Annotated in this window: 22 protein-coding genes; 14 read left to right on the top strand and 8 right to left on the bottom strand. The window is 70.1% G+C overall.

Going from position 1 to position 22,357, the window contains the following annotated elements; all coding sequences use genetic code 11:
• Positions 1 to 39 precede the first annotated feature (39 nt).
• The 4 genes from murA to AC07VM_RS16580 are packed head-to-tail and all read left to right on the top strand — an operon-like array spanning position 40 to position 4,279.
• The gene (gene murA / locus AC07VM_RS16595) at positions 40 to 1,407 is read left to right on the top strand and encodes a UDP-N-acetylglucosamine 1-carboxyvinyltransferase (protein WP_267418319.1); all 1,368 of its coding nucleotides are present in this window, start codon (positions 40 to 42) and stop codon (positions 1,405 to 1,407) included.
• Positions 1,404 to 2,168, top strand: coding sequence for a lysophospholipid acyltransferase family protein (locus tag AC07VM_RS16590; RefSeq protein WP_494912300.1), 765 nt, complete (start codon positions 1,404 to 1,406; stop codon positions 2,166 to 2,168). Before murA ends, AC07VM_RS16590 begins: the two co-directional genes overlap by 4 nt.
• A complete protein-coding gene (locus tag AC07VM_RS16585) occupies positions 2,158 to 3,291 on the top strand; it encodes an NAD(P)H-dependent glycerol-3-phosphate dehydrogenase (RefSeq protein WP_267418321.1) in 1,134 nt (377 codons plus the stop codon). Before AC07VM_RS16590 ends, AC07VM_RS16585 begins: the two co-directional genes overlap by 11 nt.
• Positions 3,197 to 4,279 (top strand): D-alanine--D-alanine ligase family protein, encoded by a 1,083-nt coding sequence (locus AC07VM_RS16580; RefSeq protein ID WP_267418322.1) that lies wholly within the window; start codon positions 3,197 to 3,199, stop codon positions 4,277 to 4,279. The genes AC07VM_RS16585 and AC07VM_RS16580 overlap by 95 nt, the downstream gene beginning before the upstream one ends.
• Before the next feature lie 18 nt (positions 4,280 to 4,297).
• Here the strand turns inward: AC07VM_RS16580 and AC07VM_RS16575 are convergent, their stop codons facing one another.
• Complete coding sequence (locus AC07VM_RS16575) at positions 4,298 to 4,783, bottom strand: DUF3515 family protein (protein ID WP_267418323.1); 486 nt, start codon at positions 4,781 to 4,783, stop codon at positions 4,298 to 4,300.
• A 23-nt stretch (positions 4,784 to 4,806) separates the two neighbouring features.
• Between AC07VM_RS16575 and thiL the strand changes: the two genes are divergently transcribed.
• Positions 4,807 to 5,802, top strand: a complete 996-nt coding sequence (gene thiL, locus AC07VM_RS16570; RefSeq protein WP_494912297.1) for a thiamine-phosphate kinase — start codon at positions 4,807 to 4,809, stop codon at positions 5,800 to 5,802.
• Here the strand turns inward: thiL and rsmD are convergent.
• Entirely contained in the window at positions 5,772 to 6,380 is a 609-nt protein-coding gene (gene rsmD, locus AC07VM_RS16565) for a 16S rRNA (guanine(966)-N(2))-methyltransferase RsmD (protein ID WP_494912295.1), read from the bottom strand. The genes thiL and rsmD overlap by 31 nt on opposite strands.
• Before the next feature lie 61 nt (positions 6,381 to 6,441).
• Between rsmD and AC07VM_RS16560 the strand changes: the two genes are divergently transcribed.
• From AC07VM_RS16560 to mutM, 6 genes are all read left to right on the top strand, one after another.
• Positions 6,442 to 8,616, top strand: a complete 2,175-nt coding sequence (locus AC07VM_RS16560; RefSeq protein WP_494912293.1) for an ATP-dependent DNA helicase RecG — start codon at positions 6,442 to 6,444, stop codon at positions 8,614 to 8,616.
• A gap of 30 nt (positions 8,617 to 8,646) precedes the next feature.
• Complete coding sequence (coaD, locus tag AC07VM_RS16555; protein WP_267418327.1) at positions 8,647 to 9,144, top strand: pantetheine-phosphate adenylyltransferase; 498 nt, start codon at positions 8,647 to 8,649, stop codon at positions 9,142 to 9,144.
• A 71-nt stretch (positions 9,145 to 9,215) separates the two neighbouring features.
• Positions 9,216 to 9,764: a YceD family protein gene (locus AC07VM_RS16550; RefSeq protein ID WP_267418540.1), complete on the top strand. Its 549-nt coding sequence runs from the start codon at positions 9,216 to 9,218 to the stop codon at positions 9,762 to 9,764.
• A 2-nt stretch (positions 9,765 to 9,766) separates the two neighbouring features.
• Entirely contained in the window at positions 9,767 to 9,976 is a 210-nt protein-coding gene (gene rpmF, locus AC07VM_RS16545; protein WP_029263535.1) for a 50S ribosomal protein L32, read from the top strand.
• 10 nt (positions 9,977 to 9,986) lie between these two features.
• Positions 9,987 to 10,679: a ribonuclease III gene (rnc, locus tag AC07VM_RS16540; protein WP_267418332.1), complete on the top strand. Its 693-nt coding sequence runs from the start codon at positions 9,987 to 9,989 to the stop codon at positions 10,677 to 10,679.
• Positions 10,672 to 11,535, top strand: a complete 864-nt coding sequence (gene mutM, locus AC07VM_RS16535; RefSeq protein WP_494912290.1) for a bifunctional DNA-formamidopyrimidine glycosylase/DNA-(apurinic or apyrimidinic site) lyase — start codon at positions 10,672 to 10,674, stop codon at positions 11,533 to 11,535. Before rnc ends, mutM begins: the two co-directional genes overlap by 8 nt.
• Positions 11,536 to 11,574: 39 nt before the next feature.
• Here the strand turns inward: mutM and AC07VM_RS16530 are convergent, their stop codons facing one another.
• The 4 genes from AC07VM_RS16530 to AC07VM_RS16515 all read right to left on the bottom strand — a co-directional run bounded on the left by AC07VM_RS16530 (position 11,575) and on the right by AC07VM_RS16515 (position 15,122).
• Positions 11,575 to 12,897, bottom strand: a complete 1,323-nt coding sequence (locus AC07VM_RS16530) for an FtsX-like permease family protein (RefSeq protein WP_494912289.1) — start codon at positions 12,895 to 12,897, stop codon at positions 11,575 to 11,577.
• A complete protein-coding gene (locus AC07VM_RS16525) occupies positions 12,894 to 13,589 on the bottom strand; it encodes an ABC transporter ATP-binding protein (RefSeq protein ID WP_494912288.1) in 696 nt (231 codons plus the stop codon). The genes AC07VM_RS16530 and AC07VM_RS16525 overlap by 4 nt, the downstream gene beginning before the upstream one ends.
• Positions 13,590 to 13,690: 101 nt before the next feature.
• Positions 13,691 to 14,770 (bottom strand): GNAT family N-acetyltransferase, encoded by a 1,080-nt coding sequence (locus AC07VM_RS16520; RefSeq protein WP_494912286.1) that lies wholly within the window; start codon positions 14,768 to 14,770, stop codon positions 13,691 to 13,693.
• A gap of 67 nt (positions 14,771 to 14,837) precedes the next feature.
• Positions 14,838 to 15,122, bottom strand: coding sequence for a hypothetical protein (locus AC07VM_RS16515; RefSeq protein WP_494912285.1), 285 nt, complete (start codon positions 15,120 to 15,122; stop codon positions 14,838 to 14,840).
• A 527-nt stretch (positions 15,123 to 15,649) separates the two neighbouring features.
• Here AC07VM_RS16515 and smc point away from each other — a divergent pair.
• From smc to AC07VM_RS16500, 3 genes are read left to right on the top strand one after another with little or no spacing between them, the layout of a single operon-like run.
• Positions 15,650 to 19,198, top strand: coding sequence for a chromosome segregation protein SMC (gene smc / locus AC07VM_RS16510; protein ID WP_494912283.1), 3,549 nt, complete (start codon positions 15,650 to 15,652; stop codon positions 19,196 to 19,198).
• A 58-nt stretch (positions 19,199 to 19,256) separates the two neighbouring features.
• Complete coding sequence (gene ftsY / locus AC07VM_RS16505; RefSeq protein ID WP_494912281.1) at positions 19,257 to 20,129, top strand: signal recognition particle-docking protein FtsY; 873 nt, start codon at positions 19,257 to 19,259, stop codon at positions 20,127 to 20,129.
• A gap of 44 nt (positions 20,130 to 20,173) precedes the next feature.
• Positions 20,174 to 20,674 carry a DUF2004 domain-containing protein gene (locus AC07VM_RS16500; RefSeq protein WP_267418342.1) on the top strand — a complete coding sequence of 167 codons (501 nt, stop codon included), beginning with the start codon at positions 20,174 to 20,176 and terminating at the stop codon, positions 20,672 to 20,674.
• Between the two features lie 36 nt (positions 20,675 to 20,710).
• Here the strand turns inward: AC07VM_RS16500 and lipA are convergent, their stop codons facing one another.
• A complete protein-coding gene (gene lipA / locus AC07VM_RS16495) occupies positions 20,711 to 21,700 on the bottom strand; it encodes a lipoyl synthase (RefSeq protein WP_267418343.1) in 990 nt (329 codons plus the stop codon).
• Complete coding sequence (gene lipB / locus AC07VM_RS16490) at positions 21,697 to 22,350, bottom strand: lipoyl(octanoyl) transferase LipB (protein WP_494912279.1); 654 nt, start codon at positions 22,348 to 22,350, stop codon at positions 21,697 to 21,699. Before lipB ends, lipA begins: the two co-directional genes overlap by 4 nt.
• Positions 22,351 to 22,357: the final 7 nt, after the last annotated feature.

The following is a 22,357-nucleotide window of genomic DNA, read 5'->3' as shown; positions in this document are numbered from 1 at the left end:
AACCCGCCCCCGATTTCCGTTGATGAAGTGAGGCTCCGAATGACGACACCTGTGCGCGACGCTCTCCCGGACGGAGTCCCTGCACTCACCGGAGACGTCCTCGCCATTCGAGGCGGACGTCCGCTCCGCGGTCGTGTCGACGTCAAGGGCGCGAAGAACCTGGCCACCAAGGCCATGGTCGCCTCCCTGCTCGGCGAGACCGTGAGCACCCTGCGCGACGTCCCCGCCATCAGCGATGTCGCCGTCGTCCGTTCGCTGCTCGAGGTGCACGGCGTGCGCGTCTCCGAGGGCGACGAGCCCGGTTCGCTGATCTTCGACCCGAGCGACGTCGAGTCCGCGCACTTCGAGGAGATCGACGCGCACGCGGGTGCCTCCCGCATCCCGATCCTGTTCTGCGGCCCGCTGCTGCACCGTCTCGGTCAGGCGTTCATCCCCGACCTCGGCGGATGCCGCATCGGCGACCGCCCCATCGACTTCCACCTGGATGCGCTCCGCAAGTTCGGGGCGATCGTGGAGAAGCTGCCCAGCGGCATCCGTCTCTCGACCGGCGGAAGCCGGCTGCACGGGGCGAACATCCACCTCCCGTACCCGAGCGTCGGGGCCACGGAGCAGGTGCTGCTCACCGCCGTCCGCGCCGAGGGCGTGACGGAGCTGCGCAACGCGGCCATCGAGCCCGAGATCATGGACCTGATCGCCGTCCTGCAGAAGATGGGCGCGATCATCTCCTACGAGCCGAACCGCGTCATCGTCATCGAGGGCGTCGAGAAGCTCCGCGGCTACGACCACCGCTCGATCTTCGACCGCAACGAGGCCGCGTCCTGGGCCTCCGCCGCGCTGGCCACGGACGGCGAGATCTTCGTCGGCGGTGCCAAGCAGCAGGAGATGCTGACCTTCCTCAACGTCTTCCGCAAGGCGGGCGGCTGGTTCGACATCCAGGAGGACGGCATCCTCTTCCGCCGCGACGGCGAGATCAAGCCCGTCGTGATCGAGACCGACGTGCACCCGGGCTTCATGACGGACTGGCAGCAGCCGCTCGTCGTCGCCCTGACGCAGGCGCACGGCCGCTCCGTCGTGCACGAGACCGTGTACGAGAACCGGATGGGCTTCACGGACGCCCTGGTCAAGATGGGCGCCGACATCGTCGTGCACCCGCGTGGTCTGCAGGACGGTCCCCGTCGCGTTCCCCGTCGGGACCTCGAGCAGGCCGCCGTCATCACCGGTCCCACGCCGCTGCACGGCGCGGACATCGTGGTGCCCGACCTCCGCGGCGGATACAGCCACGTCATCGCTGCGCTGACCGCGTCGGGGGAGTCGAAGGTGTCGGGAGTGGACATCCTCAGCCGCGGCTACGAGAAGTTCCTCGCCAAGCTCGACGCGCTCGGCGCCGACTTCGACGTCATCCGGTGACCGCCGTGACGTCCCGGTCATCCGAGACGACGCGGCCGAGCATCTTCTGGCCGCTCGCCGCGCTGGTGATCCCGCCCGTCTCGCTGATCGCGAAGATCCGGGTCACCGGTGCGGAGAAGCTTCCGCAGCAGGGCTCGTTCATCCTCGCGCCGAACCACTACTCGGAGTTCGATCCGCTCATCGTGGCGGTCGCCGTGTGGCGCGCGGGTCGGGCCCCTCGGTTCATGGCCAAGGAGAGCCTGTTCAAGGTGCCGGTGCTCGGCTGGTTCCTGCACCGCACCGGGATGATCCCGGTCGCCCGCACCTCGTCCGCCACCTCGGCGCGGCAGACGATGAAGCAGTCGGAAGAGCTCGTGGAGCACGGCCGCGGGGTCATCGTCTACCCGGAGGGCACGCTCACGCGCGATCCCGACCTGTGGCCGATGCGCGGCAAGTCCGGCGCGGTGCGCCTGGCCCTCGCCGACGGCATCCCGCTGATCCCGATGGCCCAGTGGGGCACGCAGGAGATCATGGGCCGCTATCAGAAGGGCCTGAGCCTCTGGCCGTTGCGCAAGCCCGTCCGGGTGCTCATCGGCGATCCGGTCGACGTCTCCGACCTGCGCGGTCGTGCGGGGGAGCCGGCGGCCCTCACCGAGGCGTCGAACCGGCTGATGAACGCGATCACGGCACTCCTCGAGGAGCTGCGCGACGAGAAGGCACCCGCGGAGCGCTGGAACCCCGCGAGCCACGGCCAGAAGGAGACCGGACGCCTTGACTCCTAAGAGAACCGCTCCGGTCGGCCCCCGGGCCACGGTCATCGGCTCGGGCAGCTGGGGAACCACCTTCGGAAAGATCCTCGCCGACGGCGGTGCCCAGGTCACGATGTGGGCCCGACGCGCCGAGCTCGCGCAGGAGATCAACGAGGCCAAGCGCAACTCCCGCTACCTGCCCGGCATCAACCTGCCGCGGACGATGGCCGCCACGCATGAGCTCGCGACCTCGCTGGAGGGTGTCGACCAGGTTTACCTGTCGGTGCCGAGCCAGTCGCTGCGCGAGAACCTGAAGGCGCTGCGTCCGCTGCTGGCCGACAGCGACGCGAAGGTCATCAGCCTCATGAAGGGCGTCGAGCGCGGCACCGGTCTGCGCATGAGCCAGGTGATCCAGCAGGAGCTGCGCTGCGACCCCGATCGCATCGCCGTCGCCTCCGGTCCGAACCTCGCGCTCGAGATCGCCCGCGAGCAGCCGACCGCGGCCGTGATCTCCTCGCGCAGCCAGGAGACCGCCGAGATCGTGGCGCGCGCGGCGCGGAACAGCTACTTCCGCACCTTCGTGAACACGGATGTCATCGGCACCGAGTTCGGCGGTGTGCTCAAGAACCTGATCGCGGTCGCCATCGGCATCGTGGACGGCGTGGGCTATGGCGAGAACACCAAGGCCTCGATCATCACGCGCGGTCTCGTCGAGATGACGGACTTCGCGGTCGCGAACGGCGCGCACCCCGAGACGCTCCAGGGGCTCGCGGGCCTCGGCGACCTGATCGCCACGTGCCAGTCGCCGCTGAGCCGCAACAACACGGCGGGGCGCCTGCTCGGCCAGGGGTACAGCTTCCAGGACGTGGTGAAGCAGATGCAACAGACGGCGGAGGGACTCGCCTCCGTCGCGCCCATCCTGCAGCTCGCGCGCGAGGCCGAAGTGGACATGCCCATCGTCGAGCAGGTGAAGATGGTGCTGGACGGCAAGATGGATCCGCGTGACATCGCACCCCACCTGACGACGGACGACGACACCCCGCAGGGTGAGAGGACCAACCATGGACAAGCAGACGGTGGTGGTGCTCTTCGGCGGGCGCTCCAGCGAGCATTCGATCAGTTCCGCAACGGCGGGGGGCGTGCTGGGAGCGATTGATCGCGACCGCTACGCCGTGATCCCGGTGGGGATCACCCGCGAGGGTGCCTTCGTCCTCGAAGAGGACGACCCCGCGAAGTTCCCGCTCGATGCGGCGCACCTCCCCGAGGTCGTCGACAACGGCACCCGTGTGCTGTGGCCCGAGCCCGGCGGCGACCGCACCCTGCGCGTCGTGCAGGTCGACGGCACCGTGGAGGGCTTCGGAGAGATCGACGTGGTGCTGCCCATCCTGCACGGCACGCACGGCGAGGACGGCACCATCCAGGGCTACTTCGACACGCTCGAGGTCCCTTACGCCGGCGGTGGGGTCCTCGATTCGGCCCTCTGCATGGACAAGCACTTCATGAAGATCGCGCTCCAGGCGGCCGGGATCTCCGTCGCCCCCGGGGTGACGGTCCGCCGCCGGGACTGGGAGCAGGATGCCGACGCCGTGCGTGCTCGCGCCGCGGAGCTCGGACTGCCTCTGTTCGTGAAGCCGGCGCGAGCGGGTTCGAGCGTCGGTGTGTCCAAGGTCGCCGCCGCGGACGAGCTCGACGCCGCGCTGGCCGTGGCCTTCGCCGAGGACGAGAAGGTGCTGATCGAGACCGGCGTGACCGGTCGCGAGATCGAGGTCGCCGTGCTGGAGACGGCGGACGGCGTCCGGGCGTCGCTTCCGGGCGAGATCGTGCTCACGTCCCGCGGGTTCTACGACTTCGAGGGCAAGTACCTCGGCGGCGACGGCGTCGACGTGGTGTGTCCCGCCGACGTCACCGACGCCGAGCAATCGGCGATCCGCGAGGCGGGCATCCGGGCGTTCGAGGCCGTCGACGGCCGGGGCCTCGCCCGTGTCGACATGTTCCTGACCCCGTCCGGCGATCTCGTGGTGAACGAGCTGAACACGATGCCCGGGTTCACGCCGATCTCGATGTTCCCGAAGTGCTGGGTGGCGTCGGGGCTGAGCTACGGCGACCTGATCACCGAGCTCATCGAGGCCGGTCTGCGCCGCTGACGACGTTCCCCGCGGGCCTCAGCTCGCGGGGAACTCGACCCGGTCGGTGCACTGGGCCGTGGCCGGCGCGAGTCCGGACTGGATGCTCTTCGACAGCGAGTCGACGATCGACTGGAAATCGATCTGCTCCCCGCGCCGGATGTTGATCTCGATCGCGGGTTCGCGTCCGTAGGTCACGAGACGCTGACGCGTCTCCTCCTGATCGAGGACCAGCCAGTCGACGCCCCCGAGGGTGGTGCACACGAGAGCGGACGGTGCGGGCGGCTCGACGCCGCACCGCAGCACGACGGTGGTGGGCTCGCCCCATGCCCCCGACGCCTGGGCGTCGGTCCACACACGGTCGAATCCCGCGACGTTGTCGGGGAGCAGCACCGAGACGGAGGCGCAGGCGGGATTGTTCGCATCGTCGGCCGGTTCGAGGTGCACGGTGGTCGAGCAGCCGGTGAGCGCGGCGGTGATGGCCACCGCACCGGCGAAGGCAGCGAGGCGACGGGAACGAGGCATGCTTCCAGGCTACCTTTGACAGCATGCCCTCCCGACCCGAAGCCGATGATCCGCGCCTGGGAGATGTGTCCGAGGGGCGCATCCTGCAGGCCATCCTGACGCGGACGCCCGCGGCCTCGCACACGCTGATCGGACCGGGCGACGACGCCGCCGTCATCGCGACGCCGTCGGGCACGGTGGTGGCGACGACCGACACCCTCGTGCATGGGCCGGACTTCCGTCTGGCCTGGTCCTCGGGGTACGACCTCGGCTGGAAGTCCGCCGCCGTGAACCTCGCGGACATCGCGGCGATGGGCGCCCGCCCGACGGCGCTGCTCGTCGCCCTGGCCGTGCCGCGCGACCTTCGCCTCTCGTTCGTGGAACGGCTCGCCGACGGCTTCCGTGACGCCTGTGCCGCCCTCGCCCCCGGCTGTGCGGTCGTCGGCGGCGACCTGACGGTCTCGGACGTCCTGACCGTCGCGGTGACGGCACTCGGCGACCTCGAAGGCCGAGCGGCGGTCACCCGCAGCGGTGCACGCGCCGGAGACGTCGTCGCGGTCGCCGGCGAGCTCGGTCATGCCGCGCACGGACTCGCGGTGCTGTTCGGGCGCTTCCGCGACGGCGACGTGCCGGTGCCGGTCGACGTGTCGAAGCTGGCTGCGGGGGAGAGCGCCGCGCTGGCCGCGCAGTTGCGTCCCTCGCCGCCGATCGGCCTGGGCGCCGTGGCCGCGACGGCGGGCGCCACCGCGATGATGGACGTCTCCGACGGGCTGGCGCTCGATGCGCGGCGGATGGCGGCGGCCTCCGACGTCACGATCGCCCTCGATCGGTCGGCACTCGGGGACGACCCGGAGCGAGCGATCGCCGGGGGTGAGGACCATGCGCTCCTGGCGACGTTCCCCGAGGGCATCCTGCCGCCGGGGTTCCGTGTCATCGGGAGGGTGCGTCCACGCGGTGCGGAGGATCTGCTCTGCGACGACCTTCCGGTCGACCTCAGCGGCTGGGATCCCTACCGGGACTGGGACTCGGTCGCCGGCTGACGATCCGTGCCCGAGTCCTCGACCGGCTCGGCCCACCACAGGGTGGTGTCGCCGTAGGACTTCTCCCGGAACTGCTCCAGCCCGGCGGCGGCGAAATCCGGGGGAGTGGATCGACGGGCGCGCTCGACGACGACGACGGCGTCCGACGACAGGAGCGGCGCGAGCGCGACGAGATCCGCCGTCATCGCGGCGTCGTCGAGGTCGTAGGGCGGGTCCGTGAAGACGAGGTCGAAGGGTCCGGTCGCGCGCAGCAGGAAGGTGTGGACCGCGCTCTCGTGCACGCGTCCCGGCGTCAGCCCGCCCGCCTTGGCCACGACGGCGGCGTTGCGGCGGACGATGGCCGCGGCCTGACGTCCGCGCTCCACGAACTCGGCACTCGCCGCACCTCGACTCAGGGATTCGAGGCCGAGCGCACCGGATCCCGCGTACAGATCGAGGACCCGGGCCCCGGAGATGGCGCTCAGGGACTCGAGGCTGCCGAACAGCGACTCGCGCACGCGGTCGCTGGTCGGTCGGGTGCCGGCTCCCGGAACCTCGAGCCGTGCGCCCCGAGCGGCTCCTGCGATGATCCTGGTCACCTGTTCACGATACGACAGGAGGAGTGCGGGCCGTGTCGGTCGCGTTCCCTAGACTCGGAGCATGTCGCTCACGCTCGATTCCTCGTTGGAGGATGCGCTCGGTGCGGCGTCTGCCAAGACGCTCGGTCGTGCCTTCGGCATGCAGAGCGTCGGCGACCTGCTCGCCCACTACCCTCGCCGCTATGCGGATCCGGGAGAGCTCACCCCGATCCGTGATCTCCCGCTCGGCGAGACGGTGACCATCGTGGCCGAGGTGCTGTCGTCGAGCTTCCGGCGCATGCGCAACCGCCCGGGCGCGATGGTCGACGTCGTGATCGGCGACGGCATCGGGCGCATGTCGCTCACGTTCTTCGCGAAGAACGTCGGCGCGGCGGAATGGCGCTCCAAGGATCTCGCCGTCGGCCGACGCGGGGTGTTCTCCGGCAAGGTGGGCGAGTTCAACGGGGTCACGCAGTTCGCGCACCCCGAGTACGAGCTCTTCGACGACGAGGATGCGGCCCGGCGGAGCGCGGATGCACGCGCGGCGGTGCCGATCCCGATCTACCCGGCCACGTCCACCATCCAGACCTGGCAGATCGCCCGGCTCATCGGTCGTGTGCTGGACGGCCTCGACGAGGCGCCCGACCCGTTGACCGACGAGATCCGCGAGCGCGAGGAGCTGCTCACGGCGGGCGAGGCGCTCGAGCGGATCCACCGGCCCCGCAATCGCAACGACATCGATCCGGCCGTCCGCACCCTGCGCATGCACGAAGCGCTCACCCTGCAGACGGCGCTCCTGCAGCAGCGCGACGCCGTGCGGGCGCTGTCGGCGACCTCGCGCCCGGCGCGGGCGGGCGGGCTGCTCGAACGGTTCGACGCGGCCATGCCGTACACGCTCACGCCCGATCAGGAGACCGTGGGCGCCCAGATCGCCACCGACCTCGTCGGCTCCTGGCCGATGAACCGTCTCGTCCAGGGCGAGGTCGGCTCCGGCAAGACCCTGGTCGCGCTGCGGGCCATGTTGCAGGTGGCCGAGAGTGGCGGCCAGGCGGCGCTGATCGCGCCCACCGAGGTCCTGGCCGGTCAGCACCTGCGCTCCATCGCCAAGATGCTCGGACCCGAACTCGCCCCGCAGCTGATGCCCACCCTGCTCACGGGTCAGCTTCCGGCTGCGGAGCGCCGCAAGGCCGCACTCCGCGTCGCTTCGGGCCAGGCGCTCATCGTCGTCGGCACGCACGCGCTGCTGGGGGAGAAGACCACGTTCGCCGATCTCGGCCTCGTCGTCGTCGACGAGCAGCACCGCTTCGGGGTCGAGCAGCGCGAGGCGCTGCGCGCCAAGGGGTCGAGTCCGCACGCGCTGGTGCTCACGGCCACGCCCATCCCGAGAACCGTGGCCATGACGGTGTTCGGCGACCTCGACACCTCGGTCATCCGCACGATGCCCGCCGGCCGCGCCGGCATCGAGTCGTTCGTCGCACCGCTCGCCGAGCATCCGGGGTGGTTCAACCGGGTCTGGGAGCGCGCCGCCGAGGAGATCGCGCAGGGCCGCCAGGTCTTCGCGGTGTGCGCGGCGATCGACACGGCGAAGAAGACCGCGGAGGCGGGGGAGCAGTCCGCGCTCGCTCCCGAAGGCGCATCGGGCCCGCGCTGGGGCGTCGTGCAGCTCGATGAGGCCCTCGCGACCCACCCCACGCTCGGCGGTCTGCGTCGCGCCGTGCTGCATGGGAAGATGCCGTCGGAGGAGAAGGACGCGGTGATGCAGGCCTTCGCCCGCGGCGACATCGACCTCCTCCTGGCGACCACGGTGATCGAGGTCGGCGTCGACGTGCCGAACGCCTCCACCATGATCGTGCTCGACGCCGATCGTTTCGGGGTGTCGCAGCTGCACCAGCTGCGCGGTCGCGTCGGTCGAGGCGGGGTCCCCGGGCTCTGCCTGCTGGTCACCGAGGCGGAGGCCGGCTCCCTCGCGCGGGATCGCGTCGATGCCGTGGCGGCGACCCTCGACGGATTCGCGCTGGCCGAGGTCGATCTGGAGCTTCGCGGCGAGGGCGACGTCCTCGGTGCGGCCCAGGCCGGCGTCCGCTCCTCGCTGAAGCTGCTGCGTGTCGTGAAGGACGCCGGGCTCATCACCCGCGCGCGGGAGGTGGCCGAGGCGATCCTCGCCGCCGACCCGCTCCTGGAGCAGCATCCGGGCCTGCGCGAGGCCATCGCCCGCCGGGTGAGCGACGAGGATCGCGCGGCCCTGGCGAAGAACTGAGTCGCCGGTGAGGTGCCCTAGGCTGGTGGCATGAGCAGCCGGATCGCCGTCGTCCCGGGTTCCTTCGATCCGCCGACCCTGGGTCACCTCGACGTGATCCGTCGGGCCGCCGCCCTGTACGACGAGCTGCATGTGCTGGTGGTGCACAACCCCGGCAAGGAGGCCATGCTGCCGATCGCGCAGCGACTGTCCCTGCTGGAGCGCTCGATCGCCGATGACGGGATGCCGGGCAACATCGTGATCGGCTCCTGGAGCATGGGTCTCCTCGTCGACTACGCCCGTGACGTCGGTGCCGGGGTGCTCGTCAAGGGCATCCGCTCGCAGATCGATGTCGCCTACGAGTCGCCGATGGCGATCGTCAACCGCCACCTCGCCGACATCGAGACCGTGTTCCTCCTGCCCGACCCGTCGCATGCGATGGTCTCGAGCTCGCTGGTCCGCCAGGTCGCCTCGCTCGGCGGCGACATCTCGCCGTTCGTCCCGGCCGCCGTCGCCGAGTTCCTCGACACCGGATCTCGGGGCATCTGAGCCCGTTCCCTGAACGCGTGGTCAGCCCGGCCCGAGGCGCGGCCCGGTAGCATTGCAGGGTGCGCTCTCGAATGAACGGCCCTTTCGTCCTCCCCGTCCGCGACATCGTCCGACGTCCGGGTGAGATGCGCGAACACGAGTTCACCGTCGCTCTCGCGGAGGCGTGGGGTGAGGGCATCGTCTCGTACGAGGCGGGTTCCGAACTCGATCTCGACGTGCGGCTGGAGTCCGTCCACGAGGGCATTCTCGTGTCCGGAACAGCCGATGCGGAGTACGCCGGTGTGTGCGGAAGATGCCTGATCGACATCACTCGGCCCGTCGAAGTCGAGTTCCAGGAGCTTTTCGCGTATCCTGGTGAGGAAGAAACTGACTTCGAGGTTCAAGACGACCACGTGGATCTTGAAACTCTCGTCAGGGATGCGGCCGTACTGGCACTTCCTTTTCAGCCGGTGTGTCAGCCGGATTGCCCGGGTCTCGACCCGCAAACGGGTGAACGACTGACCGTGAGCACCGGAACGGAGCAGGCCGCTCCCATCGATCCTCGATGGAGTGCGCTCCAGAACATCACAGACCAAGACGGCACGGAAGAATCTCGTGCCGCCGAGAAAGAAGAGAGCTAGTCATGGCTGGTAACCCCCCGAAGCGCAAGGTTTCCCGTTCGAACACCCGCTCGCGCCGCGCGCAGTGGAAGGCGGCTCCCGTCGCCCTCGTGAAGACGGTCGAGAACGGTCAGGTCGTCTACAGCCGCCCTCACCAGGCGAAGGTCGTCACCGACTCGCAGGGCACCGAGCTGTTCCTCGAGTACAAGGGCCGCAAGGTCGCCGACGTCTGAGTCGCGTACCGTGACGGAGGTCCCCGGGGGGACGAGACCTCTCCCAGATAAGCTCCGCGTCGACATCGACGCGGAGCTTCTGGAGTTGGCCCTCACCCACCGCTCCTACGCGTACGAGCACGGTGGCATCCCGCACAACGAGCGTCTCGAGTTCCTCGGGGACTCGGTGCTCGGGCAGGCCGTCACCGTGATGCTGTTCACCACGCACCCCGACCTCGATGAGGGCGAGCTGGCGAAGCGGCGCGCGAGCGTCGTCTCCACCGTCGCCCTCGCCGAGGTGGCGCGCGGGATCGATCTCGGCAGCCACCTGCTGCTGGGTCGCGGTGAGGAGCAGACCGGCGGTCGGGATAAGGACTCGATCCTGGCCGACACGATGGAAGCGGTCATCGGCGCGACGTATCTCTCGGCCGGCCCGGAGGCCGCGACCGAGCTCGTCCTGCGTCTGACGAAGCCCCTGCTGGCCGACCCGGAGCGCTACGGCGCGGCGATGGACCCGAAGACGAGCCTGCAGGAACTCGCCGCGCGCGTCGGTGCGCCGCCGCCCCAGTATTCGGTGGAGGCGAGTGGTCCGGATCACGACCGTCGCTTCACCGCGACGGTCGCCGTCGGCGACGTGAGCATGACCGGCACCGGCAGCAGCAAGAAGACCGCGGAGATGGCGGCGGCTCTCAGCGCCTGGCGCACCCTCAGCGAGCGTGCCTGAGCTCCCCGAGGTCGAGGTCGTCCGAGCGGGACTCGCGCCCGCGGCCGTCGGCTCTCTGATCACCTCCGTGAGCGTGTTCGACGAACGCGCCCTCACGCGGCACGGCGCCGGGCCGGCGGATTTCGTCGGACGACTGGAGGGGCGCACCTTCACGGCCGCCTCTCGTCGGGGCAAGTTCCTCTGGCTTCCGCTCGACGACGCCGAGTCCGCGCTGATCGCGCATCTCGGGATGAGCGGACAGATGCTGCTGCGCACGCCGAACGCACAGGCCGAGAGGCATGAGCGCGTGCGGATCGGCATCGAGCATCCCCTCCACGGTGAGCTCGCCATCGTCTTCGCCGATCAGCGGACGTTCGGCTCGCTCGCGGTGGATGCCCTGCTCGACGACGGCGCCTCGCGCATCCCCACCCAGGTCGCGCACATCGCCCGCGATCCGATGGACGACGACTTCGACGACCGGGCGTTCCGGGTGGCCCTGGCCAAACGAGGGAGCGCGATCAAGCGCGTGCTCCTCGACCAGGGAGTGGTGAGCGGGATCGGCAACATCTATGCCGACGAGTCGCTCTGGGCCGCGCGCATCCACCCGGAGACGCCGGCGAACCGGCTGTCGACGCAGGCCGTGCGCCGCCTGCTGGCCGAGGTGCGACTCGTGCTGTCGAAGGCTCTGGCCGAGGGCGGCACCAGCTTCGATGCCCAGTACGTCAACGTCAACGGGCAGGCGGGATACTTCGCCCACTCGCTCAATGCCTACGGACAGCAGGGGAAGCCCTGCCCGCGCTGCGGCACGCCGATCGTACGGGAGAGCTTCATGAACCGCGGCTCCCACTTCTGCCCCCGCTGCCAGCGACGCCGCTGACCTGCTCGCAGGGAGCGGATCAGCGGCGTCCGGCGTGCGTCACGCGATCTGGAACGCCCCGCTCAGCAGCGGGCGCGTCGCCCAGGTGCTCGCCCACACCACGCCGATGCCGATCGCGACGACCGCGGCGATCGTCAGCAGCGACTCGGGCGCGGTGATCAGGGCGATCCCCATCAGGGGGAACACCAGGATCGCGGCGACGAGGGCGGATCCGATCGCCGTGATCAGCAGCGGCGACATGATGGCGCGACGCCGCGCGCTGTCCACGGTCTCCACGGGCATGCCCAGGTGGTGGAGGCTGCGGTGCAGCTCGCGCTGGTCGAGCACGTCGGACGCCTGGTTCACGCCGACGGAGGCCGCGACCATGAGGAACGACCCGACGAGGGTGATGATGAGTCCGGTGCGGATGTCCCCGGCCAGCGCGAAGTCCGACGCGTCGGCCTCCGGCCCGGTCATCACGTTCAGCAGCGCGACTCCGGTGCCGGCGAACACCGCCATGAAGCTGGCCATCGCGATGCCGCCGACCTGACGCCATGCCGCCTTGGGGGAGTCGAGCACGATGCGGGCGGCGAGCAGACTCTCCGGCCGCTCGGCCCGACGGAGCTGGCTCGACGCGGTGACCTTGAGCACCCACGGCCCCACGAGGTTCAGCACGCCGAGTGCTGCGGCGAAGAGCGCGGCGAGGACGATGATGGTCAGGAGGAGGCCCCCGACCGCGGGGAACACCTTGACGAGCACGAAGGCGATCGCGATCGACCCCGCCGCGAGTACCGCGCGGATCCAGTGCACCTTCGACACCTCGGTGCGGGTGCGGACGCCGAGCGGGGAGATCACGACCCGGCGGAGACCGATCACGGCGCTGGTCGCGGCGAGCACGAGCACGGCCGTGAACACCAGCGCGATCTGGAGCGGGGGAAGCACGACGGCGCCGAAGCCGAGCGCCTCGCCGCGGAACGGGATCAGGCCGATCAACGGGCTGAGCGCGACGTGACCGACGACACCGGCGAGAGCTCCGACGGCGGCGACGAGAACCGATTCCGCGACGGTGGCGACCGTGACGCCCGCGGGCGACACTCCGAGCAGGCGGAGCGTCGAGAGCCGCTCGTCCCGGCGCCGTGCGGAGAGCCGTGCCGCCGCGCCACCGAGCGACATGAGCGGAACGACCAGCAGCACGAGGGCGATGGCGGCGAGGGCCTGATAGAGGGGCGCGAGCTCGTCGGTCCAGCCCCAGAAGGACTGTGCACCGCCGACGACCGTGAGCACCAGTGTGGTCACGATGCCGAAGGCGACCACGGGGAGCGCGAGCACGCCGCTCTGTCCGGGCGCGGGGCGCAGGAGCAGGGCGAGCACGTTGCGGTTCATGCCGCCACCGCCGAGGAGACGATGCGTCCGTCGCGCACGGCGATCGTCCGCGTGCAGCGGGCGGCGACGTCGGGGTCATGCGTGACGACGACGAGGGTGCGACCCTGACCGGTCGTCGACCACAGGAGCGCGTCCATCACCTCCGTGGAGGTCTGCGAGTCGAGAGCGCCGGTGGGCTCGTCGGCGAACACCAGCTCCGCCCCGGTCGCCTGAGCACGGGCGATGGCCACACGCTGCGCCTGGCCGCCGGAGAGTTCGCCGATGCGTCGGTCCTCCATGCCCGCGAGTCCGAGGGCCGCGAGCCAGGATGCCGCATGCTGCACGGCGTCCTGACGGCGGATGCCGTTGATCATCGAGGCGAGGGCGACGTTCTCCACCGCCGTCAGCTCCGGGATGAGGAGACCCTGCTGGAAGACGAAGCCGAAGCGCTCACGGCGCAGCCGCGAACGCGCGGACTCTCCGAGCGCGGTGACCTCGATGGGTGCGCCCTCGGACGGGCGGAAGGTGACGCTCCCCGCGTCGGGGGCGGTGATCCCCGCGAGCACGTGCAGCAGGGTCGTCTTCCCGGACCCGGAGGCGCCCATGATCGCGACGGCCTCCCCGCGCTGGATCGCGAGATCGACGCCGGCGAGGGCGCGGGTCGTCCCGAAGTTCTTGGTGAGGGCGTGGGCTTCGATCACGGGGATGTTCATGATTCCAGCCTCGTCATCCGCCCGAGCGGTGTCGTCGCCCGCGCGGATGACCGCGCGGATCCGACGTCATCCCGAAGAATGAGATCGGATCCGCGCGGGTCTCAGACCTTCTTCTGCCAGGCGCCCGCGTACGACACCGGAACGAAGCCGATCGCCTCGTTGATGTCGAGCATCGGTCGGTTCTCCTCCGCGTTGAAGGTGGAGACGACGGCCGAATCCGGCATCAGCTCCCGCCAGCGGAGCAGGTTGGCGCACTTCACGATCATGCCGAGACGGTGACCGCGATGGCCCTTCGTCACCAGCGTGCCGAACTGCTGCGTGACGCCGGTGCGATCCGCGCCGATCAGCAGCTCGTTGTACGCGACGAGGTCGCCGCTGGGCACGTGCTGCACGGTCACGACCGACACCGCCCGACCCGAGGCCGCGATCCGGGCTTCCCGACGAGCGACCCGATCCGCGTCCCACACCTCGGCGACGAAGTCCATCTCGCCGCTCGGCGCGTCCGTCGACAGCCTCGCGAGCACCGCGGCATAGGGTGCACGCAGTTCCTCGGGAGTGGGCATCGTCCACTCGACGACCCGGTAGTCGGGACCGGCGAAGGCGATGGCCTCCGCGAGTGCCGACCGCAGCGGCGCGGGATCGGACCGCAGATCGAACTCGCTGTTCCGCTCCACCTGCTCGAGCGTGTACCCGGCGGACTCGACCAGATCGCTCAACGGTGTGGCCGGCACCCGGCCCCACCCCGTGCGCGGCACGAGCGTGCGCTCGGCCTGCTCCGGTCGGTGCAGGCTCCACAGCTGCAGCACGCTGCGACCGTGGGCTCGGGCCTCGGCTTCGGCTCGCGCGAGCAGCGCGTTCTCGATGCCGCGGCCCCAGTGCTCCTCGGGCACCAGCATGTCGAACTCGGCGGCGTGCGCCTCCTCCTCCTGGGCGAAGGAGATGGTCACCATGCCGACGATCGCCCCGTCCACGCGAGCCACGAAGCCGCGGTCGAGCGAGTCGGTGTCGTCCTGCCAGCCCGGCAGGATCTGCGCCGCATCCGGAGCGAGGTCGGGAAGTCCGACCTGCTCGTCGCAGATCCGGCGATTGAGATCGCCGTAGGCGCGGAACTCTGCCGCGTCATCGTCGTCGAGAGAGGCCGGGACGATCAACGGCGTGATCGTCGGTTCGGCGATGGTCATGTCAGGTCCTTCCTGAGGGTGGATCGAGGTGGGGTGCCGGAGTCGCGTGCTCATGGTCGCCGGAGACTCAGCGCAGACCGCGCTGGAGGTCGTAGACCATGTGGACGCTGGCATCCGCTTCGGCGCGCAGTCGCTGCTGCTTGAGTCGCAGCAGGGCCTCCGCGTCGACGGAGCGGGTGCGGCGCTCGCGTCGCGGGCGCTGCGCCCTCTGGAACAGCCAGAGGCCGATCCGGAGGGAGAGACGGTCTGCGAGCGAGAGGCGGCGCAGTTCGTCGGGGCGGGGGATCTGGAGGACCTCGCGGTCCTCGATATCGGGCGGGTGGGTGATGCTGCGATGCAACGTGGTGTTCACGAGGTTTCCTTCGAAAGGGATGGTGATGGGGCACAGAGACGCCGCACGTCGGCAGCGGGAGCGGCCGGGAACGGTGCGGAAGAGCGCGGCTCACGGTGACCACACGTAGGTGGTCGCCGAAGCGGCGGAGGATCCATGATCCGGAGACGGATCAGAGGGTGGCGCGCCGGAGAACGGCCCGGAGTGAGCCCACTACGGGCCCGGATTCTCGGGGTGCGGTTCTAGGAGAGCGCGCTGATGCGGACGCCGGCGGTTACCGAGAACGCAGAGCGCGGCGCAGAGTGCGCGGGCGCGGCGAGGCCAGTGGCCTGTGCGTTGAGCTGAGTGATCATCATCGGTAACCTCCTTTCGTGTGGCGATCCGGAGGCCACGGTAGCGAACGGTGAGGTTCGACGTCAAGCACATCGGCGCGGAACCGGCGTGTCGCAGGCCGTCCGAGTTCCGCTGCCGCCCGCGCGGGATGACGGTCGAGGCGCGGAATTCCGGTAGCGTAGCCGCGTGATTCTCCCCGGACGAGCGGTGCCCGCATGCATCTGAAGAGCCTGACGCTCAAAGGGTTCAAGTCGTTCGCGCAGCCCACGAGCTTCGTCTTCGAGCCCGGCGTCACCTGCATCGTGGGACCGAACGGATCGGGCAAGTCGAACGTCGTCGACGCCCTCGCCTGGGTCATGGGCGAACAGGGAGCGAAGACGCTGCGCGGCGGCAAGATGGAGGACGTCATCTTCGCCGGCACGTCGACCCGCGGGCCACTGGGGCGTGCCGAGGTGCAGCTCACGATCGACAACGCCGACGGAGCCCTGCCGATCGAGTTCGCGGAAGTGACGATCAGTCGCACGCTGTTCCGCAACGGGTCCAGCGAGTACGCGATCAACGGCGAGGGCTGCCGTCTGCTGGATGTGCAGGAGCTGCTCAGCGACTCCGGCCTCGGCCGCGAGATGCACGTGATCGTCGGACAGGGGCGACTCGACACCGTCCTGCAGGCGTCTCCGGAGGACCGCCGCGGCTTCATCGAAGAGGCTGCCGGCATCCTCAAACACCGGAGGCGCAAGGAGAAGACCCTCCGCAAGCTCGACGCCATGGAGACCAATCTCACGCGTCTCAGCGACCTGGCCGGAGAGATCCGCCGCCAGCTGAAGCCCCTGGGGCGCCAGGCCGAGATCGCACGCGAGGCCCAGACGATCGCGGCCGTGGTGCGCGATGCCAAGGCGCGCATCTTCGCCGACGACGTGGTCGCGCTGCGCTCCGCCCTCGCCGACCACACCCGCACGGAGAACGAACGCCACACCGAGCGCCTGGTGCTGTCGGACCAGGCGGAGACGGTGCGCGCGAGCATCGCCCGACTCGAGCAGGATCAGAACTCGGTGGCCGTCGACCAGGCACGCGGCGTGGCCTTCGGGCTGGAGCAGGTACAGGAGCGGATGCGGGGGCTGTACACGCTCGCGAACCAGCGCCTGGCGCTGCTCGGCTCCGAGGAGGACGACGCCGCGGTGACCGCCGTCACGGTGACGCAGAGCACGATCGACGAGGCGAAGGACGAGATCGACGCGATCTCCGCCGGCCTCGGGGATGCGCAGGACGCGGCGGCTTCCGCCAGCCGCGAGGTGGTCCACGCCAGGGCCGAGCTGGACACGCTCGACGTCGACATCGCGGAGCAGAGCGCCCTGGTCTCGGAGTACGACATGCGACTCTCGTCCCTTCGGGGCACCGCCGACGCGGCGGCCTCGGCGCTGGCCGCGGTCCGCGGTGCGGTGCTCCGCCAGGAGAACGCGCTCGAAGCCGCGAACGCCCGCAGGCGTGAAGCCGAGGAGGCACTCGAGACCATCGACGACGCCGAGGCTCCAGAGGGCACGGCGGCCGAGCATGCGGCGGCCTACGAGAGCGCACAGCGGGCGGCGACCGCGGCCGAGGCCGAACGGGAGACGCTGCGCGAGCGACTGCACGCCGCCGAGCGCGAGGTCGACTCCCTCACGGCGAAGGCGGCAGCCCTGAGCAGCGCTCTCGCGCTGTCGGGCGGCGCGGCGGAGATCGTCAAGGCGGGCGGCACGGGCGTGCGCGGTCTGGTCGGCGACGCCGTCCAGGTGCGCGCGGGTTTCGAAGCCGCCATCGCGGCGGTGCTCGGACCGCTCGCCGAGGGCGTGCTCATCGACACGGCCGCCGACGCGTTCGCCCTCGCGGCGCAGGCGGCGGAGCAGCGCAGGGGAGTGGTCGACTTCGTCATCGCGGATGCCGGCGTCCCGGCGCGTGTCGAGCTCCCGTCGATCGCCGGTGTCACCGCCGCTGTCGACACCGTGAGCGCGCCGGATGGTGTGCGCGGTGTGCTGTCGCATGTGCTCATCGCCGACGACCTCGACGCCGCGCGGGCAGCACGGACGGCACTCGATGTCGCGGGCGACACGGCCACGACGATCGTCACCCTCGGCGGCGACGTCGTCACGGCGCAGACGCTGCGGACCGGATCCGGGGGCGAGCGCTCGCGCCTCGAGCTCGCGGCGGAGCGGGATGCGGCGGCCGAGCGGCTCGCCGAGATCCAGGTCGTCGTCGATTCGCTCCGAGAGGCCCGCGAGGATGCGAACGAGGCGGTCGAGACGACCAGGCGTCAGGCCAAAGACGCGCTGCGCTCGCTCCGTGAGCACGACGCCGCTCTCGCCACGCACGCCGAGCAGGTGAACCGCGTCACGGTGCGCCACGAGTCCGCCGTCGCCGAATGCGAGCGACTGGAGACCGGTCTCGCGCAGGCGCAGGCGGCGGTGGCGGATGCCGAGGCCAAGGCCGAGGAGACGAAGGCCGCGCTGGACGAGGCGGTCGCGGCGCCACGACCGGTCCTCGACGCGTCTGCGCGCGACGGCCTGCTCGAAGCCCTGGAGCTCGCCCGGGAGGGCGAGGTGCGGGCGCGGCTGGAGATCGAGACGCTGCGTGAGCGCGTCCGGGCCGCCCAATCCAGGGTCGCGAGCCTCGAACGTCAGCGCGAGCAGGAGCGCGATGCCGCTGCTGAGTCGGCGCGACGTGCCGTCATCCGGCGGGCCCAGCGCGAGGCGGCGTCCGGTGTGGCCGAGGAGCTCCCGCGCATCCTCGACTCCCTCGATCGCTCGGTGACCGAGGCGCGTCTCGCACTCGGCGAGGCGGAGGCCGCACGCTCGGCGCAGAACCAGGAGCTCGTCGCGCTGCGCGCCCAGGAGACCTCGCTCCGCGAGCGGCTGGCCGGCCTGACGGAGAGCGTCCACGGGCTCGAGCTGCAGATCCACGAGAAGAAGCTGCACCTGAACAGCCTGCTCGAGCGGGTCTCCTCGGAGTTGGCGCTCGACGAAGATATTCTCATTGCGGAATATGGCCCGGACCAGCTGGTTCCTCGCGATCCGGGCGTGGAGCTCTCGTCAGAGGAGCCGAACGAAGACACGGCGATCCCGTTCGACCGCCGCATCCAGCAGCGCCGTCTGGCGGAGGCGGAGCGCAAGCTCGCGCAGCTCGGCCGGGTGAATCCGCTCGCGCTCGAGGAGTTCGCCGCTCTCGAGCAGCGCCACGCCTTCCTCACCGAGCAGCTGGCCGATCTCACGCAGACGCGGCAGGATCTGCTCACGATCATCGCGGACCTCGACGAGCGGATGCAGACGATCTTCGCGAGTGCCTTCGAGGACACGAAGGAGGCCTTCACCCAGGTCTTCCCGCTGCTGTTCCCCGGAGGGACCGGGAGCATCTCTCTCACCGACCCCGACAACATGCTGACGACGGGCATCGAGGTCTCGGTCCGTCCGGTCGGGAAGAAGATCGAGCGCCTGTCTCTGCTCTCCGGCGGTGAGCGCTCGCTCGCAGCGGTCGCGCTGCTCGTCGCGATCTTCAAGGCGCGACCAAGTCCGTTCTACATCCTCGACGAGGTCGAAGCCGCCCTCGACGACGCGAACCTCGGCCGCCTGCTCACGGTCTTCGAGCAGCTGCGCGAAAGTTCGCAGCTCCTCGTGATCACGCACCAGAAGCGCACGATGGAGATCGCCGACGCGCTGTACGGCGTTTCGATGCGCCAGGACGGTGTGTCCGCCGTCGTGGGTCAGCGCGTGGGGGATCGGGCGGCGGCCACCGTCTGAGCGACCCGATCCGCGTCGTGCGCGATCGATCCACCGGCGCTACCCGTAGGCTGGAGGGATGGCGGAGAAGTCCTGGTCTCTCGGTCGCGCGCTGCGCGGCATGTTCGTCAAGCCCACCATCGATGAGACGACCTGGGAGGACCTCGAGACCGCGCTCATCACGGCAGACTTCGGGCCCGACATCAGCGAGCGTGTCGTCGAAGAGCTGCGTGCGAAGGTCGAGCGGTATCGCACCACTGATCCGAAGGATCTGCAGCGCATGCTCCGCGAGACTCTCGAGGAGCACTTCGCGAAGTTCGACACGACGCTGAAGCTCACGGAGCGCCCGGCGGTCGTCCTCGTGGTCGGGGTCAACGGCGTCGGCAAGACGACGACCATCGGCAAGTTCACGAAGTTCCTCCGGGGTTACCAGCGCAGCGTCGTCGTCGGTGCCGCGGACACGTTCCGCGCGGCCGCGGTCGATCAGCTCGCGACCTGGGCCCAGCGCGGGGGAGCGGCCATCGTGCGCCCGCAGCAGGAGGGTCAGGACCCGGCGTCCGTGGCCTTCCAGACCGTCGAGTACGCCAAGCGCGAGGGCGTCGAGATCGCGATCATCGACACGGCCGGTCGCCTGCACACCAAGGGCGGCCTCATGGACGAGCTCTCCAAGGTCCGCCGGGTCATCGAGAAGCAGGCGCCGATCAGCGAGGTCCTGCTCGTCCTCGACGCCACGACCGGTCAGAACGGCGTGATGCAGGCGGAGGCCTTCCTCGAGCACGCCGGCGTCACCGGACTGGTCCTCACCAAGCTCGACGGATCCGCCAAGGGCGGGTTCGTGCTCGCCGTTCAGGAGCGCACCGGCATCCCGGTGAAGCTGCTCGGACAGGGCGAGGGGATCGACGATCTCACCGGATTCACCCCCCATGTGTTCGTCCAGTCGTTGGTCGGTTGATGACGGGACTACCGCAGTGAGCACGAGGCTGGTTTCATAGCGTTATGGCGATCGAACACGACTACTTCGGACTCCTGTCCTCGGGACCCGACGGCTCGATCTTCTGGTCGGAGACCGTGGAACTCGGCGACCAGAGCGTCACCGTCGATCTGACCGCTCCGGACCAGGACGACGTCTCCGCGGACGCGCTCGACATCGCCGCGAGCCTCATCGCCGGCCTGGAGGGCGTGGACGACACCGCGCGCCGTGGAATGCTCGCCGAGGTGGACGATCGCACCAGTGAGGTGACCGAGTACATCCTTCAGCAGCAGGAGGCGTACGGCGACGATCTGCCCGACGTGCTCGTGGACGTCTCGGGCGACGCCGCCGTGGACATCATCCGCTCGCTGCGCCTGATGAGCATGACGATCCTCGCGGACGAGCACGGCGGCTCCGAGCCGTTCGCGGTCCTCGAGTACGCGCTCGACGACACGTCCAGCGACGACGTCCTGCTCGTCAACCTCGGCTCGGACGGCAGGGTGCAGTCCGTCATGAGCGCCGACTGACCCCGCGTCCGACGGCAGTCCGGAGCGCGACGCTGCTCAGACCGCCTGCGCGAAGCCGAGATCGGCGCTCTCGGCGATGTGGCTGAGGTGGTCCGGGATCTCACGACCCTTGGAGATCATCGACTGCGCCCAGAGCCGCCCCGCGCGGTAGGACGACCGCACCAGGGGGCCCGCGAGCACGCCGAGGAAGCCGATGCGCTCCGCCTCCTCCTTGAACTCGACGAACTCGGCCGGCTTCACCCAGCGTGAGACCGGGTGGTGGCGGGGCGTCGGCCGCAGGTACTGGGTGATCGTGATGATGTCGCAGCCGGCGTCGTGCAGGTCGTTCAGCGCCTGGACGACCTCCTCCGGCTCCTCTCCCATGCCGAGGATGAGGTTCGACTTGGTGATCAGTCCGGCATCGCGCGCCTGGGTGAGCACGTTCAGCGAGCGCTCGTACCGGAAGGCGGGGCGGATGCGCTTGAAGATGCGGGGCACGGTCTCGACGTTGTGCGCGAACACCTCGGGGCGCGCGTCGAAGATCTGCCCGAGGAACGCGGGATCGGCGTTGTGCTCGTTCGCCAGCAGCTCGACGCCGGTGTTCGGGTTGAGCTCGTGGATCTTCCGCACCGTCTCGGCGTTGAGCCACGCGCCGGTATCAGGGAGGTCGTCGCGGGCGACGCTGGTCACGGTGGCGTAGCGGAGGTTCATCCGCACGACGCTCTCCGCGACGCGACGGGGCTCGTCGGTGTCGTACGCGTCCGGCTTGCCGGTGTCGATCTGGCAGAAGTCGCAGCGCCTCGTGCACTGCGAGCCGCCGATGAGGAACGTCGCCTCCCGGTCCTCCCAGCACTCGTAGATGTTCGGGCAGCCGGCTTCCTGGCACACCGTGTGCAGGTCCTCGCTCTTCACGAGCGACTGCAGCGCGGTGTACTCGGGTCCCATCTTCGCCTTGGTCCGGATCCACTCCGGCTTGCGCTCGATCGGGGTCTCCGCGTTGCGGATCTCGAGGCGGAGGAGCTTGCGTCCCTCGGGGGCGGCGGTCATGCGCGGACTCCTGTCAGCTCGGTACGGGCATAGTCGGCGACGAAGGCGTCGGTCACCGCGTCGACGAGATCGAGCGGGGAGACGGCGGCGCCGACCACCTCGCTCACGGTCGTGACCCCGGCGTCGCTGATGCCGCACGGGATGATGCCCCGGAACCCGGCCAGGGTGTTGTCGCAGTTGATCGCGAACCCGTGCATGGTGACGCCCTGCTGGACGCGCACACCGATGGCGGCGACCTTGTCCTCCGACAGCGGGCGGCGCGCCCAGACGCCGCTCCGGCCGTCGACTTGATAGCCATCCACGCCGAACGGGCGCAGGACGTCGATGAGCAGGCGCTCCAGCCGCCGCACATGAGCGACGACGTCGATGGGTTCGACGAGGCGGACGATCGGATACCCGACGAGCTGTCCCGGCCCATGCCAAGTGATCTTCCCTCCGCGGTCGACGTCGATCACGGGGGTCCCGTCCTGGGGCCGCTCGTGCGGCTCGGTGCGCTTTCCCGCCGTGTACACGGCCTCGTGCTCCAGCAGGATCAGCGTGTCGGGTCGGCTGCCGGCGACCACGTCCGCATGGACGCGCCGCTGGAGGTCCCATCCGTCCGTGTACGGCACGGGGTCGGGGGAGAAGCCGGGGGTCAGGATGTCGAGCATGCGCAAG

The sequence above is a fragment of the Microbacterium sp. GW821-FHT01D02 genome (genome assembly GCF_059422585.1).
The sequence above is the reverse complement of the archived record's forward strand: the minus strand, read 5'-3'. Positions and strand labels throughout refer to the sequence as shown.